The sequence below is a fragment of the Bacillus mesophilum genome, assembly GCF_008923265.1.
In the GTDB taxonomy this organism is placed as follows: Bacteria; Bacillota; Bacilli; order Bacillales; family Cytobacillaceae; genus Cytobacillus; species Cytobacillus mesophilum.
Genome location: NZ_WBOT01000003.1, coordinates 224195 through 240165, shown reverse-complemented (window position 1 = coordinate 240165; position 15971 = coordinate 224195). Strand labels below are relative to the sequence as shown.

10 protein-coding genes and 2 pseudogenes are annotated in these 15971 nt (G+C 38.7%); 9 read left to right on the top strand and 3 right to left on the bottom strand.

What is annotated here, in order from left to right; genetic code table 11:
- Positions 1–40 precede the first annotated feature (40 nt).
- Positions 41–193 (top strand): hypothetical protein, encoded by a 153-nt coding sequence (locus tag F7732_RS22630; RefSeq protein ID WP_161598864.1) that lies wholly within the window; start codon positions 41–43, stop codon positions 191–193.
- A gap of 71 nt (positions 194–264) precedes the next feature.
- Here the strand turns inward: F7732_RS22630 and F7732_RS10845 are convergent, their stop codons facing one another.
- Positions 265–903: a hypothetical protein gene (locus tag F7732_RS10845; RefSeq protein ID WP_151573883.1), complete on the bottom strand. Its 639-nt coding sequence runs from the start codon at positions 901–903 to the stop codon at positions 265–267.
- Positions 904–1208: 305 nt separating this feature from the next.
- On the opposite strand from F7732_RS10845, the gene F7732_RS10840 reads away from it, so the two are divergent.
- The 8 genes and pseudogenes from F7732_RS10840 to F7732_RS10805 all read left to right on the top strand — a co-directional run bounded on the left by F7732_RS10840 (position 1209) and on the right by F7732_RS10805 (position 8994).
- Complete coding sequence (locus F7732_RS10840; protein WP_151573882.1) at positions 1209–3410, top strand: S-layer homology domain-containing protein; 2202 nt, start codon at positions 1209–1211, stop codon at positions 3408–3410.
- 417 nt (positions 3411–3827) lie between these two features.
- The gene (locus F7732_RS10835; RefSeq protein ID WP_151573881.1) at positions 3828–4163 is read left to right on the top strand and encodes a hypothetical protein; all 336 of its coding nucleotides are present in this window, start codon (positions 3828–3830) and stop codon (positions 4161–4163) included.
- A gap of 454 nt (positions 4164–4617) precedes the next feature.
- Positions 4618–4830: a hypothetical protein gene (locus F7732_RS10830; protein ID WP_151573880.1), complete on the top strand. Its 213-nt coding sequence runs from the start codon at positions 4618–4620 to the stop codon at positions 4828–4830.
- Between the two features lie 400 nt (positions 4831–5230).
- A complete protein-coding gene (locus F7732_RS10825; RefSeq protein ID WP_151573879.1) occupies positions 5231–5509 on the top strand; it encodes a hypothetical protein in 279 nt (92 codons plus the stop codon).
- Positions 5510–5527: 18 nt separating this feature from the next.
- Complete coding sequence (locus F7732_RS10820) at positions 5528–6355, top strand: hypothetical protein (protein WP_151573878.1); 828 nt, start codon at positions 5528–5530, stop codon at positions 6353–6355.
- Positions 6356–6720: 365 nt separating this feature from the next.
- Positions 6721–6984 (top strand): annotated as a pseudogene (locus F7732_RS23250) (hemoblobin-interacting domain-containing protein); the annotation flags it as partial.
- Between the two features lie 531 nt (positions 6985–7515).
- Entirely contained in the window at positions 7516–8184 is a 669-nt protein-coding gene (locus tag F7732_RS10810; RefSeq protein ID WP_240056596.1) for a M20/M25/M40 family metallo-hydrolase, read from the top strand.
- Positions 8185–8547: 363 nt separating this feature from the next.
- The gene (locus tag F7732_RS10805; protein ID WP_151573875.1) at positions 8548–8994 is read left to right on the top strand and encodes a hypothetical protein; all 447 of its coding nucleotides are present in this window, start codon (positions 8548–8550) and stop codon (positions 8992–8994) included.
- 271 nt (positions 8995–9265) lie between these two features.
- Here F7732_RS10805 and F7732_RS10800 read toward each other — a convergent pair whose 3' ends face one another.
- Complete coding sequence (locus tag F7732_RS10800; RefSeq protein ID WP_151573874.1) at positions 9266–13813, bottom strand: endonuclease; 4548 nt, start codon at positions 13811–13813, stop codon at positions 9266–9268.
- Between the two features lie 92 nt (positions 13814–13905).
- Positions 13906–15714, bottom strand: a pseudogene (locus tag F7732_RS10795) (bifunctional metallophosphatase/5'-nucleotidase); the annotation flags it as partial.
- Positions 15715–15971: the final 257 nt, after the last annotated feature.

The following is a 15971-nucleotide window of genomic DNA, read 5'->3' as shown; positions in this document are numbered from 1 at the left end:
AACTCTATTTCCTTTTGAACTCTTAGAAAGTGGTGAATATATGGCGAAGTTTCTTTATCTTTTAACGATCATTATAGGATTAGGATTTATATTATATTTTTATGGCCTGGAAACATTCATAATTGTATTTGCTTTGTTCCTTATTGTTTTTGTTCCGCTTGTTTATTGGATTTCAAAGACTCAAAAGAAATAAAAGGAGTTGGTTGTGCACCAACTCCTTTTTAGTTCGACAAATTTTGATGATTTTCGGGGCGTTTCGGGGCGTCACTGTGACGCCCCGTCGGACGCCATATCGGGCCCTTCGAAGATTTTGAAGTCAATCTGCCCTTCCAGGTTGTAATCCATTCTATCTCCTTGATTACCTTCTGGATCCCCGGTATAGAATTCTGCAGATCCGTTTAGAACATAGTATCCCTCAAGAAATCCATCTTCAATGAAGCTCTTCATGAATTCCGTATAGTCATCTTGCTTATCCGGTGAGTAACTTCCTGTTCTCGTGTAATCTTGCCGAACGGGTTCCCCTTTTTTAAGTGTTGTTCCCCCTAATGGTTCTGGCGTGGGGTAATCAATTTCATAATTTCTTGTTTTTTCAGTCATAGGGAAATAAAACGGCGACATTGCATGGTAAATCATTACTTCTTCCTGATCCCCTACGTACTCAAGTTCAGCGTAAATGTTTACTGGTTCATCTGTTGTGTACTCTGATTTTTCCGTAACTAGGCGGTAGATAAAGTCTCCCTCTTGTACTTCACTTTCGGTGTTTTCAACCTGGTATTCGTCTAACTTTGAATGGCTTTTTCCAACCTCGTAATCATCTGATTTTGATCCAGTGTTGTCTGTAGTGCCACAACCTGCTAATAAAAGGACTGCCATCATGAATGATACAAAAGTAAATCTTTTCAAAATAATTACCTCGTATATAAAGACGTGACAAATTGGGATTAAGTTACAAGTATAGTCTGCAGTAAGTTTTAGAATAAATTTCAAGAAGAAATAAAATGATTTGTTTCGACAAACTTCGAGGAATTCCGGGGCGTCACTGTGACGCCCCGAACGACGTCCCGAACGACGAACAAACACCAACCACCCCAACATTTACCACTCCACTCCCGCCTATTTCCTCCCGATATATAAGTTGATAGTATTAGGTCAAAACAACCATAAAAACATCCTGATTGCTATCGTATATTGAATTCGGAGGAACATCGATGAAGAAGACAGCAAGTTTTGTATTATCAGCAGCTATTTTGAGCAGTGCGTTTGCACCAACTTATTCTCAGGCTGCAGGCATGATCCCATTTAAAGATATTGAAGGTTCATATGCTCAGGCAGCAATTCTTGAGCTGCAGGAGAATGGCATTCTTCAAGGAAATGGGGCTGGAAAATTCAATCCAAAAGGTACCATCTCTCGTGAGCAATTTGCCATAGTATTAGCGAATGCGTTAAAGCTAAATCTTGAAGAAGCACCGGCAACTCCAACCTTTAGTGATATTCCTGCTTCACACTATGCTTATAAACATATTGAAGCAGTTAAAAAAGCTGGAATTGCTTTAGGTTATAAAGATGGTACGTTTAACGGTACTGAAAAGCTGAACCGTGAACAAATGGCCGTTTTATATGTTAGAGCATTAGGCAAAGATGTTGATGGCTATGATGCAAAGCTTCCTTTCTCTGATAAAGGGATGATTTCTGCTTTTGCACGTGATGCAGTTGGTTATGCTGCAGAAATCGGTCTTATTAATGGGTATTCAAACGGGACATTTGGCCCGAATAATTTTGCAACACGTGAAGCGGTAGCGAAAGTGACGCTGCCATTTATTAAGGTAGTTGAGAATTTGAAGCCGGTTAAACCTGAACCGACTCCAGAGCCGCAGCCTGAGCCAGAACAACCTGAAATTGAGCCACTACCTGAGTTACCTACACCACCAGTGACAGATGAAGTTAAATTTGAAGATATATCTCTTTTCATGAATGCAATTGTTCAAGAAAAATATGGCGAGTATGATGGTTGGGGAACAACGATTACTGCAAAAAGTTTCACAGATTTAGGCTTTCAAGGGGTTACAGAGGAAAACTTTGTCCTTGTTCTAGGTGCAGCAGCAATGTTCTTATATATGGCTGAAGATAAAGACCCCCACTTCGAGATGATTCTTGCTAATAAAGAAACTGTTCAACAACAACTACAAATGTTTTTCGGAAATATGACTCAACCCGATGTAATTGAAAACCTAAAAGCTAATTTTGATTATATTAATACTTCTTTAAGAACAAATGAATGGGTTGATCCAGAACGTTATGACATCTCTGAAGCAGATAAGATTCGTTTGCAAGAGGTATACAAAGGGAAAGATCTAACGCCTTTACAAATTGTTGAACTTAGTTACCTAAGTACAATTGAGCGTGAAGAAGAGACTGTAATTAATGAAGCACCTATTGCTAGAAATGTTATGATTAGCGGAAATTCACAAGTAGGACAAACGTTAATTGGCCAGTATGATTATGTTGATAATGAAAATGACTTAGAAGGAAATTCAACTTTCAAGTGGTATCGTTCTGATGATATCCAAGGAACCAACAAAGTTTTAATTGAAGAAACTAGCAATTCTTATACTCTAACAACCGCTGATGAAGGGAAGTATATTAGTTTCGAAGTTACACCTGCTGCCCTTGCAGGAAAAGCGACTGGCACAAGTGTTGTTAGTGGTTTCTTTGGTGAAATTCAATCAGTAGTTGAATCGACTAAATTTGCTGCAGGAGCAATTATTTTTGAAAATGGTATTAATAAAGATGGCGTCATCATGAGTCCTAGTATTAAAGATGGGGACTTGGTATCTATCTCCGAAAACGGCAGAGTCGTTGCACATGCGACGGTCGATCAAACAGGAGGGAGAAGCTACACCTTTAAGGATATGTATAACCCTGCTGATCAAACTCAAGTTACTAACCTAATCAACTTTATAAATTGTAATTTTGATGGATTCTACAACTATACCTCAGTTTACGAGATTACGATTAGTAAAGTGAAGACTAGCGTATCAGAGCCAGTAACGGACGAAGAGACTAGCGCAGTACCACAGCCAATAACAGATTTAGCCGGGATCATTGCTGGACATGGTCCTAGTGCAAGTGTGTTATTAGCCTTCACACCACCAGCAGATGCTACTTCTGTAGAAGTTCAATATGCTGAAGTTGGATACAATAGCCATACTGATAAATGGGAAGAGTATGCCGGCTGGAAAACAGCTAGTGTACTAAGCACCTCTAATGGAGATGCAATATTAGATAAAAATGATCATTCCGCACATGTAAAATTGTATTTTGGAGAACGTGTCCGTTATAAACTAGTTGTAGCGGGCGGTTCTAAAGCAGGCGAATCAAATGTTATTGAATTGATACCTCCAATGTTTTAATGTTGGTGCCTCACCGTTATTCGGTGAGGTTTTTTGTGTTTATTTATAGATGGTGGATCGTGGGTGGGTCGTGGGGACAGGTTCCTAGATCCATTCTTGTCTCACTCCCTCTATATCACCACAATAGAAAAAGAAAATTGACCCATAATCCAAAATATTTAGTGACTTTTCTTAAAATAATTATATAATCAAATAGGGGAAATAAGAAAAAAGACCTATTTTTGACGGATCGCCGTGTGCAATGAAAGTTGCCCGCATGGTGAAGGCTCGTTATAAAGCTGAAAAGTATAAAGCGAGAATAGCATCAATCCAGTAGATGAATTTGCATCATTCTATCGTGCAGTAGCTGACCAGCAAGCAGGAAATTCTGTTGAATGGGGTACAGAAATTACGTATAAAACATTAAATAATTTCGGTATGACGGCAATTAATGAGGACAACTTTGAAGATTTTATTGCAGGCTTCCTTCTTGAAGCTCAAGCTCTTAGTAAAGAAGAAGTAGAGGGTATTCTAGCGGACCCTGAAGACACACAGTTGAAAATCAATGTATTTAAGACTTTTGATAATGTTGCATTTCTAAATAACTCTAAGCAACAAACGTCTGAAATCTGGTCTATGTATGAAGAAGGCATAATGGAATTGTATCAGCCTCAAGCATATGAAATACTCAATAATGCTGTTGCTAAAAACGATGGGCAACCCCTATCACCTTTGCAAATTGCAATTACTTGGCTTACGTTTCAAAACAAATAATTTTTCAGGTAGGTCATGGGGACAGGTTCCCTAACCCATTCACCAAAAGAGAGCTCTCACTTAAGAGCTCTCTTTTGGTTTTCACAAATCACGAATACCTCGCTTCCCTATTTAAAAAAGTGGGTCAAGGAACCTGTCCCTCAACACCCATTTACCTTGAAAAAATGGAATATATTAAGCAGTGTTTATTTCCTAAATATCACTATAATTAAGTTTGGGGAAGTAAGAAAAAAGTACTATTGTTGACGGATCGCCGTATGCGGTGAAAGTCGCTTGTATGGTGAAGGCTCGTCATAAACCCTGTTAGGGATAAAACGAGAATAGCGGTCCAGCAACAACAGATTTAAAAGTTGTCGAAGGAGGCCCTGTCCTCTCAGTCGATAATGTTAACAAAACGATTCATGTAGTATTTGATTACGTAACATCTGATCGTTTCGGTGGAGCTAGTATCCATTTGACTACAGTAGAAGATGTTATTAATCACCTTGATCCGCTAGCTGAGTCAACTAGCCAAACGTATGCAGCATTTATGCTGGATGTAAATGGAGATCGCATGGTTCATGGAAATACTGAAACAGTTGGTCTAAATGGTCTAAATGGCGGTGTTTATCTAGAAGTTACAGCCTCCAATGGCAATAAAGCAGTTTACTCAATAAATGTTCAATAAGGGACTAGTTCTCTACTGATTTTCTGAATATTTATTAAAGCGAGTTCTCGATTGAGAGCTCGCTTTTTCTTTAACTCCGAACAGCACACTTTCGTAGAGATTGAAACCAAATGGGTCAAGGAACCTGTCCCTGAAAACCACCCTAAACCCACAAAAAATATTTTCTCATCTTTAACTAAACTTAAGGTTCATGTTCTATAATTAGATTGGGGAAATAAGAAAAAAGTACTAGATTGACGGATCGCCGTATGCGATGAAAGTCGCCTGTACGGTGAAGGCTCGTTATAAGGCCAATAGGTTATAAGACGAGAATAGCGTTATACCAGATACAACACCGCCAACGATTGTTGAGGCTAAATTAATTAGGGATTCCTCCAATGGAAGTTTCAATAAAGTTCAAGTGAAGTTTTCTGAAAATATTAAGGATAGTACAGTAGAAGCTGGACTGTGGAATTTCCATGTTGCGAATGATTCTTTTGGGATGCCTGTAGATGGGTTTTCTACTGAAAGATCTGACGGAACGATTGATACAGATGCAAATGATGAATATGTTACTTTATCTTTCAATTCAAAGGAATCTATTACAAAATTTAAATATGTTGAGAATAGTGAAAATGGTGAAGTGACCGATTTAGCGGGGAATAAACTTGTATCACAAGAAATAGACCCTGTTAACTAATTATAAGGAATGGAAAGTATGGTTGAACACAACAGGTTATATGTTAAACAAACTATTCTTATATCAAATGAAAATGAAGAATCTCTTTTACTTGAGGTAACGGATTCTAGTAAAGCAGTAAAATGTTCTTGTACTCTCCTTATTGATAAGAACGAGGCAGAAGTTCGTGATCTACATGAATTAGAAGAAGGAAATGAGCCGGTTTATCAAGTATTGTTCGAGGAAGTTGAAAGGATCAGTAAAGAGAAACAGTTATCTCTAATTCATTCAAACATTTCTCAATCAAACTTGGAAAACATAGATGAACAAACTTTTCTGGAACAGCAACTCCTTAGCATGAGTTGGTCGATGAGTGATCACCAAAATATCTTCATTCTTGATGGTAAGGAAATGGCTCAGGACAGTTGGTTAAACAAGGAACATTTAACTACCGATTTCACTATTGATAGTATTAGTACTATTACAAAGCAAGAAAAGGAAGAAATCGAAGTAGGAAAAAATGTTTGGTATCCGGATAGAGTGTACCCTTTTCAATACCCTTCCATTGGAAGAAACAGCCTTGTAATGAGATATAAAGGCCGCGTGATTGGCTGGTGCATCACAACTATTGCCGGCAGTAATTTACTTATGTATGATTGCTTATTCGTCAGAAGAGAATTTTGGAACTTAGGGAGAAGCATTTCCCTTTTTGGAAGCTCCTTAAAGATCCAATCTGAAGAATCCAACATCAGATATCTAACGTTTACAGTACATGGAGAAAACAGCCCGCTCCTTAAAATAATACAAAAACGAGCTGGCAGCTATATTGTCGATTTTAAGGAAATTAAGCTATATGTAAATAAGTGATTGGTGGGTCATAGATGGGTCATGGGGACAGGTTCCCTGACCCATTTCATTAGGAGAGAGTTCTCGGTTGGGAGCTCTCTTTTTTCATGCATCAAGTGTACCTCATCACGTGTACCTAAAACCGCATTTATAAAACAAGTGGATCAAGATCTTTCCCTGAGTTCGCAAAGATTGGAATAAAAACCCAGTGACATTCTAACCAATCTAGCTATAATTAAAAGTAGGGGAAATGAGAAAAAAGTACTATTATTGACGGATCGCCATATGCGATGAAAGTTGCCTGTATGGTGAAGGCTCGTCATAAACCATAAGTGGGATAAAGCGAGAATAGCGTATCTTTAACAAAAGCACCAAATTTTACTCAGAATATGTCATTCAATACGCCAACAATTAATTATTTTTCAGGTAACGATCCAGAATATTTTAGCAAAATCACTTCCATTTCATTAGATGGAATTGTTTTGACTGAAAGTGATTATACAGTTGATGATAGAGGAATTGAGGTTTTCTTTAGTTTTACAAGTAAAAAAGTAGAAGGCCAATTGGACAAAGAAGGTATTCACACCATCACCATTAAGGCTACTGGTTATGAAGATGCTACGGTAAATGTAGTTCCAGATTGGAGCTAAACCCCTTCTCTAATCATTATATTTGTATATTTATTTAAAAAGGAGCTCTCAGTTGAGAGCTCCTTTTTCTTTCCCACGTCCAAAACAGCTCAAAGTCTATACAGATAACACAAGTGATTCAGGGAACCTGTCCCCAAAACCCACTTTCAAGCCCCCAACACTAAAATAAATTAAAATTTTCAAACATTTATATTTATACAATTGAACTTATGTTATATAATGTGTTTGGGGAAATAAAAAGATACGTTTGTTGGCGGATCGCCGTATGCAGTGAAAGCTGCCTGTACGGTGAAGGCTCGATGCGAAAGCTATGTGATCATGGTATAAGACGAGAATAGTGAGATTGTTTACGGTGAAACTGCTTATGAACATTTAAAACAATTAAATACCTTTGGTTCTAGAGTTGCGGGTACCGAAGATGAAAGAGCTGCGGAAAGTTATATTAAGAGCGAATTCGAAAAGATTGGTTTAGAGACAAGTGTTCAGCCTTTCAGCGTTCCTCCAGGCGGCAGCAGTATTCATTCTGCAAATGTGGTTGGGTTCAAACAAGGAAAATCCTCCAAGGAAATCATTGTAGGGGCTCATTATGATGCTGTATCAGCTGGTAAAGGAATTGACGATAATGCTTCCGGAGTAGGTGTTTTATTGGAAGCAGCAAAGGCACTTCAAGATATTGAAACTCCTTATTCCATTAGATTTGTATCTTTTGGTGCAGAAGAAGTTGGACTTCAGGGCTCTAAATATTATGCAAGTCAAATGGATGAGTCCGAAATCAGTAATACGGTGGGAATGATTAATTTGGATAGTCTTGCTGCAGGAGATCATATGTATGTATATGGCGGAGCAGGCGAAGCTGGATTTATCCGTGACCTGGCTTTGGAGATCGTCAAGCAAAAAGATCTTAATATCGGTACAAACCCAGGTGAAAACCCTAAATATCCTGCAGGCACTACTGGTGATTGGAGTGACCATGCACCATTTAAAAAGATAGGAATTCCATATGGTTATTTTGAAGCAACGAACTGGGAGATTGGTGACAAAGATGGATATGTTCAAACGGTTGAACATGGGGCTATCTTCCATACAGAAAATGACACATTAGAATTTATTGAGAGTGCATTCCCAGGAAGAGTGCAGGAGCATTTATCAAGCTTTAGCTTGTTATTGCAGGAGCTTTTGAAATCGCTGGGCAGTAAATAAAGTTTGATAGTAATAAAAACTAGAAGCCTACACGAAGGGATTAAATCCGTTAGGCTTTTAGTTAACAATGTTAATACAAAAATAAACCCACAATTTAAGTAGGTTTATTTTTTTGCAGATTAATAGGACTGTTACTAATACCGGGTTAAAGATCCTATCCCCACCTCCCACTATAATAATCTTAGTGACATTCCTCCTGAAATATCTATAATAAAATTAGGGGAACTAAGTAAATAGAACTAATGTTGGCGGATCGCCGTATGCGATGAAAGTCGCCTGTGCGGTGAAGGCTCGTGATAAGCCCTTGTGGTATAAAGCGAGAATAGCGATAATAAAGCACCAAGTTTAACGAATGCAATATCTGTGAGTGTACCTGCTCATGGTGGAGCTGCTGAGATCAATGCAGCTTTTGATGAGAAGGTTAATGGATTTAGATTGCAGTATGTATCTCCTGACGGTGCTAAAAATGATATTCATATTACTGACTTAGCAACTGAAAAAGGCATTTATACATGGGTAAATCCGGGTGAGACAAAAGAAAATACTACTTCATTATTTAGTAGAACTTTCGATGATCATTACCAGGCTTACAATTATACATTTATGCGAAACGATGGCACTTTCTATGAACTAAGATTAAAAGCGGGAATTGATAACTCTATCTCCATTGTTTTTCTAAACCCTGGTCTAGATGCTGATGATGTTTATGCAAATCAAGTAAGATTCTTAATTTCTCAGACTACTTCTCACCTATATGTGACTGATACAGCAGGAAATGTTTCCGCTGATTTACTTCATATTGGAGAGTAACAAATAAGAAACAGAGTCATTCTCTAATTGAGCATTCTTGTTACGACTTAGAAATGGAAAGTTCTGGCCTCACCTTTAAAACGGTGAGGTTTTTTTGTTCTTTAATTATATATCTACTTTTCAATGCTCCTTATTGCTGATTTAATACTGTTAGAGTTGAAATAAAATAAACCCGCCATTAGGCGGGTCTATCTTTATTCTCAGATTGATCTGCTGTTGGGTTAAGGAACCTGTCCCCAAAACCCACCAAAAACCCACCTAGTGCCTAACCTTAGTTCCAAATAGACTCCGCCCACTCAGGATGGTCAATAAATGGGTTGCGGTTGCCTTGGATTTCGTGGATTTTGTCGTTTCTGCGTTGTTCGATTTCGTCCACTGGATCTTGCTTGTGCCATTCAAGGAGAACAGAAAGTTTTCCGTGGTATGGTGCACTTCCGTTATTTAGTCTTTCGTTTAATTCTAAGTCAACTCGGTCTCCAGCTTCGTAGCGTGTTGCCATGTAGAATAACATTCTAGCTACATCGCCTTTTACTCGATCTGGCGGCTCAAATGAATTTGAGCTTCTTTTGCAATCATCACAGTTCTTAACAGGATTTCCGCCATTATCAAAGTCTAAGTTTCCTCTTGAGCTATTCACTTGTACGTCCGTTGGTCGCAGGTGATGAATATCAGTTCCAGGACCGTTGCTTGTTCCAAAATTCCCATGAGATTTTGCCCAAACATGTTCACGGTTCCAGTCTCCAACCATTCCACCATTGCTGGATTTTGAACGTGCTTCTCCAGAATAGAACAACAATACATCGTTAGGGCTGTCTGGGTGCTCATCCGTTACCCTTAACGCTTCCCATACTTGAGAATAAGAAAGAACTTTTTGTTCAGATATAATATCATGAAGAGCTGATTTTAAAGCTTGGCCTTCCTTGCCGATAGCAGCCTGATAATACCCGCTGTTCTCATCATTAGCAGCTGTAACCGTTACAGTGAATCTTTCAGTTACACTTTTCTCTCCATCCGTTGCCGTAACAGCAACTAGGTGTGTGCCTTCTTCCAATTCTAAAGTTAAAGTATTTTTGTTTACATCACCTTTAGTAGATGTAAACGTTAACTGATCTTCATCTTGGTCAGAGAAATGCTCTGATAAATCAATAGTGATTGTTTCTCCTGCTGCTACAGTTTTGTTCGTAATTTCTTTCGATACTACTGGAGCATGGTTCTCACTTGGCAAAGGAAAAGAAGGACCTTGAATAAGGTCCCCCTCTAAATTATAGAAATCAATTTGTTCAGGATCGGCACCGTTGATATATTCAATGCTCTCGATATCTAAGTTGTCTGCGCCTCTGATTTCACTTACGTTTGTTCCGTCGATGATTAGCTTCTGTACTCCATTACCTTTGAAGTCAACGATTGCTCCAGCTTTTGCAGGGTTGATCGTCACATCATTTGTCTGGAAGCCTTCACCGTGGAATTCCGCATATTCCCCTGTAAAGAAGATGCCGTTTTTAATAACAGAAGCTGCATCTAATGTTAGAGAAACACTTGGTTTTGTGATTGTCAGTTTGCTTGTTTTAAAGTTTTTGAAGTTGTATTCTTTTTCTGCTTCGATTGGCTCTAGTCCTGGCTGTTCCTCATCTTGATTTTTCAAATCAATTTGAACCATTACCGGGTCATGGTCACTTGCACGGCCAGCCATATCTGTAAAGTCTGCATTGATGTGCAGAATATCCACTTCTGTGTTTGCTGCTAGGTTATTAGATACTAAAATATGATCTAATACTTGAGAGTTACCTTGGTATAGATATGTGTAACGATCAGATGCTTCAACTTCATTGATCATGTTAGTCATTAATTCACCTTCATGAATTTTAAGAGCATCTGCGAATTGATAGTCATTAAAATCTCCAAGAGAAACAATATTTGCTGATGGATTCTTTGTTTTCACATCTTCAATAAAGTCATAAATCACATTAGCAATTTGCTTACGCTGGATTTCACTATCGTATACTGGCGGTTGAACAGCACCGAATAGAGGCGTGTCACCAGATTTAGAATTCCAGTGGTTAGCAATGACAATTACATCTTCACCATCAAAAACAAATTCTGCTGCTAATGGTTTACGGCTATCATCAAATGCTGCATTGTTTGGATCGATTCTGCCTGGGTTAAGTGTTAAAGAACCATCTTCGTATCCTACTGCAGTAGTAGCATCTCCCGCTGGCTTACCTTCTTTCATCTGCACGCGTTCAGGATTGTACAGGAAACCTACGCGAATATTCGCATCTGGTGCTCCGCCATCTTGATTGTTTACAGGGTCAATATTTGCGTATTCATATGTTACGCCACTTTCAGCTTCAATCGCAGCAATCAGTCTTTCGTAACTTTCGTTTGCAGCTGAATTTCCTGCAGATTGGCCATTATTATCTTGAACTTCTGTTACACCTACAATGTCAGGTGTTTCCATATCTGTACCAATTGCTCTTGCTAATTTGCGAGCTTTATCGTCTGAAGAAGATGATCTGTTATTTGAGAAGTTTTCCAGATTATAAGAAGCAACCGTAAGCTTGGCGTCATCTTTAACAATCTTTGTTTTCTCAGGTACTACAGTTCCTTCTTGGTGTGCAGCTTCCATTTCATTTAACGGAACATAAATTTTGTAGTTTTGGTATGAATATCCAACAACACCTGTGATTGGACCTTCGAACTTATCGCCAGTTGCTACTTCAAAATCACGAGCAGCTCCATTTGGCTCCATACGGAAATGGATTCTGTTTGGATTCGCATTGCCTTCTTCATATAATACGCCGCCGTGAAGAGAATTTGTTTCTTCACTTTCAAGAACTGTAATAAGGTCGCCGTGCTCTTGTGGCGCTACTGCTTTAACTGTATCCAGTTCAACGCGCATGCTTTCAATGCTTTCCCAGAAATCAATCGCATCTACTTCAGGGTTGAAAGTGCCAAATTGATCGCTGTCAATGTGGTCAAAGTCAATTTTTGATTCATCAAGCTTAATTGGTTCTGGCAGTTCAACATTCTCATCCAGAACTTCAACCACTCCGCCTTGATCATTGCGGACATTGATTTGAGTAGACTTTAAATCTGTTGTTTGTCTGTCGCTATACCCATCATATGCATACTCAGAAACTTTACCAGTAACAGAAACTAAATCACCTACTTCAACCGGCCAATCTCTTGTCCCGCTATAAAGCAAAATACCTTCAGACGTGTTTGGATTCTCATCCGCTAGTTCATCTGGTGTTTGAATTGTGTAATAGTAACTTCCGCTTAATGTAAATGTATTTGTTACGATCCCTTGGATCCCGCTTACTGTTTCATTTATAAATGGTGAATTATGTCCTTCACCTTGTAAATCATGGATTTGAATTGCATCAGTGATTGTGTACTCATAAGTAGTAACTTCACTGAACTCACCAGTTGCAGATTTAACGATTGCTTTTAAGTCTGTATCTTCTGTGATTTCGATTGGTGCCTCATACTTAGTGCTCGCATCAGTAGGAGTTGTTCCATCTACTGTATAGAAGATTTCAGCATCAGCAGTCGTTGTGCTTAGTGTAACTTCAGCACGATCAACATAAGTTCCAGTTCCAGGAGACGCAACTGCTTCTTTTAAGATTGTGCTATCTGCAACGATATCTTCTTGAGAACGAGGAATGATTTGATAATCATCATCGAACTGCTGCAAAATACCTGTAATCGATTCATATGTTGTTCCAACAGTTAGATCAAGTGTGCCAGTTTCGTCACGTACAATGAAGCTAGTTCCGTCGTTAGCTGTATAGTTTGCCCAGCCGCTGTTTGAGTTTACACTTGTCAATTCAACATCTTTCACTGTAACAAGCTTAGACTCGTTTTCTTCATTTACTTCTGCACCTGTTACTACTTTAGGAGCAGGAGCTTCACCAGCATTTTTTTCAACAATTGTTGCTCCATCTAATTGAAGAAGTCCACGGTAATCAGCTAAAGTACCAGTTAATATCACTTCATCTCCTAGAGCTAAATCCAAGCTTGTTGGACGAACAGCAATACCGCCTGTTTCATCTTGAACAGAGAAAGTATTTTTCAAATCCCCTGCAACAACACCTTTAATCGTAACTGTTTCACCTACAGTCAACTCACGTGCTTCACCAATTGAGATTGTTGCTGGATCATCTGGTTGTCCCGGATCTGGATCTGGGTCTGGATCAGGATCTACTGGAGGATTTACATCTCCGCCTGCCATTTCATGGGTGCCTAGGTTGCTGAAGTCATCTTTTGGGTTTGTATTCCACTCTGTTGCAGCGTCAAAGCTATCAGTAGAAATCTTATCACCGGATAAAATATTGCTTTTACGAACTAAAGTTACATCTGTTCCGTAATTTGACTTGACTCCAACTTGTCCAAAAGAATCAATCACTTCAGAATCCTTTACTAATTCTAGGGCATCATCACCATTGAAGTTAACTGCACCACTAGCTAAGTCTCCCTTACTCTTTAAATCTGCACTAATCTGGTTATGGTCATTATAAATAACATAAGTCGCACCATTTTCTAATGTGCTAGATAGTTTTTCGCTAGTTGTTGTTGTTGTATTACCATTAGAATATAGTTTCAAAGTGTACTGACTCAAGTCAACTGCCTCACCAGTACCATTGTATAATTCAACAGCTTTATTATATCCGCCGCCCTCAATATACTCCGAAATAATCAAATCCGTAGCCACGGTTTCTGCTTTAGCACTGATTGGCAATGCCGGTACAGCTGCACTTACTAGCAATGCAGATGCCAATAGAGCATTTACTTTGCTTCTAATATATTTTGTGCCCATTAAGTCAAATCTCCTTTTCTGCTATTATGTCTATCTACTTTAAAGGAAGAAGGCCCTCAACCTTAAGCTGAAGGCCTCTGCTATACTATTGATTATAAAATTGTGTCACCTTCAACATTAATTCCATCAAGAATGACATCGCCGCCAAAGTCAGATAGATCTAGATCACCTGTTACTGTAATATTTGAGAATGTTGCTTCTTCAGATGGTGTACCTGTTAAAACTAAGTCACCATTTACAATAGCATTACTTAAGGAATCGACGTTTGTCGTATCAACAGTAACGTTCCCCTTATATTCTTTTGGCTCTTCAGTTGTACCAGAGAAATCTGCAGCTGGAACTTCTTTAACTAAAACATCAACGATTCTGCCTTCAATTTCACCTGCTACTGTTCCAAGAGATTTCAAGTGCTCTGCGAAGTTTTCCCAGTCAGATAAGCCAAGGTCTGTTACGCGTCCTTCTTGATAGATTTTCTCGAATACATCATAGCCGTCTCCGCCTTTAGCAGTAAAGGCATTTGTAGCCACTACATATTCTTCACCATCTTGAACTTCAACGTATTCACCTTGCTCATTCTTGTAAGATACACTTACAACACGCTCGCCTGCTGGTTTCGAAGAATCATATTCTACTTTTCCGCCCGAAACATGAAGGAATCCTCCATTTTCTCTTGGCAGATTTCCTAAGCTGATTTCAAATGCTTGTTTTAACTCAGCACCTGTGATATCCATCGTTGCTAGTGTGTTTCCGAATGGAAGAACGGTGATCACTTCACCATTTGTGATAGGACCAGCTTCAATGCCAGCACGGATACCGCCGCCATTTTGCAGCGCCATAATTACATTTTCTTCATACTGTTTTGCTTTTGACAGCATACCATCCGTAATTAAATTACCTAGAACTGTTTCATTTTTACGAACGCTCTCTTTTGTGTTATCTCCATCAGTACGCGGGTTAGCTAATGCTTCCGTTGCAGTTGCACCAATTTCAGTGTTAGACACAGTTTCTACTTGTTCTTTATATGGTTTTAAGATTTCAAGTGCTTCCGCATCTTCCGCTAATTCAGCTACATCAATTAACTCACCATCGTGTTCAACTACTACACCATTTTCATCAAATGTTACATCTAAAGTACCTAGGTATTTATGATACTCTTGACCTTGTACAATGACAGTTGGTTCTTTAGCTTGTCCACTTCCATTTTCAGAAATAACAACAGGCTTTTCTAATTTTGTATGGCTGTGCCCGCCTACGATCACGTCGATACCTTCAACAGATGCTGCCAAAGTTAAATCGTTATCATATGCTGGATTATCATCATACCCAATGTGTGTAAGAGCGATAATTTTGTCTACGCCTTTGTCTTCAAAAGCTTTAACAGCTTTTTCGGCTTCTTCTAAATAATCCTCAAATTTCACATCGCCAGGTGAAGAGATATCAGCCGTTTCAGCCGTTGTTAATCCGAAAATCCCAACTTTCTCTCCATTCACTTCTTTAATGATTCCGTTGTAGATTTTTCCGTTCTCTGGATCACTTGATTCCAGGTCTGAGAACAATCCTTTAAGATTATCGTCAGCTGAGAAATCAATATTAGAAGATACAAATGGGAATTGAGCACCCTTGATAAAGTCAGCTAACGCTTTATGACCTTCTCCATTTGAACCAAGATCAAATTCATGGTTTCCAAACGTCATTGCGTCATATTTCAATAGATTCAAGAATTTCAAGTCAGCTTGTCCTTCGAATTCATTGAAATATAATGTACCAGAGAATACGTCCCCAGCATTTAGCAATAATGCTTCTGGCTTATCAGCTCTAACCCCCTTCACAGCTGTTACAAATTTTGCAACATCATCTAAATGTGCATGTGAGTCATTGTTATGCATCAATGACAATGTAAAACGCTTTGGTCCGCTATTCTCGTTTTATACAGAGCCATTCGCTCTGATTTATACCGAGCCTTCACCATACAGGCGGCTTTCACCGCATACGGCGATCCGCCAACAGCAGACATCTTTCTACTTATTTCCCCACTGACTATTGTAATGTATTTCATATATTTTTGAAATGTTTTTAATATTAACTCTTTGTTAATAGTTGGTTAAAGTTTGGTTAATTGTAGTTTACAATCCAATTTTTGAGAGTATATAATAGTTAC

Excerpts from the sequence above, each read along its gene's own strand:
- F7732_RS22630 (WP_161598864.1), top strand. The coding sequence starts at position 41 with ATGGCGAAGTTTCTTTATCTTTTAACGATCATTATAGGATTAGGATTT.
- F7732_RS10820 (WP_151573878.1), top strand. The coding sequence starts at position 5,528 with ATGGTTGAACACAACAGGTTATATGTTAAACAAACTATTCTTATATCA.
- F7732_RS10840 (WP_151573882.1), top strand. The coding sequence starts at position 1,209 with ATGAAGAAGACAGCAAGTTTTGTATTATCAGCAGCTATTTTGAGCAGT.
- F7732_RS10835 (WP_151573881.1), top strand. The coding sequence starts at position 3,828 with ATGACGGCAATTAATGAGGACAACTTTGAAGATTTTATTGCAGGCTTC.
- F7732_RS10800 (WP_151573874.1), bottom strand. The coding sequence starts at position 13,813 with ATGGGCACAAAATATATTAGAAGCAAAGTAAATGCTCTATTGGCATCT.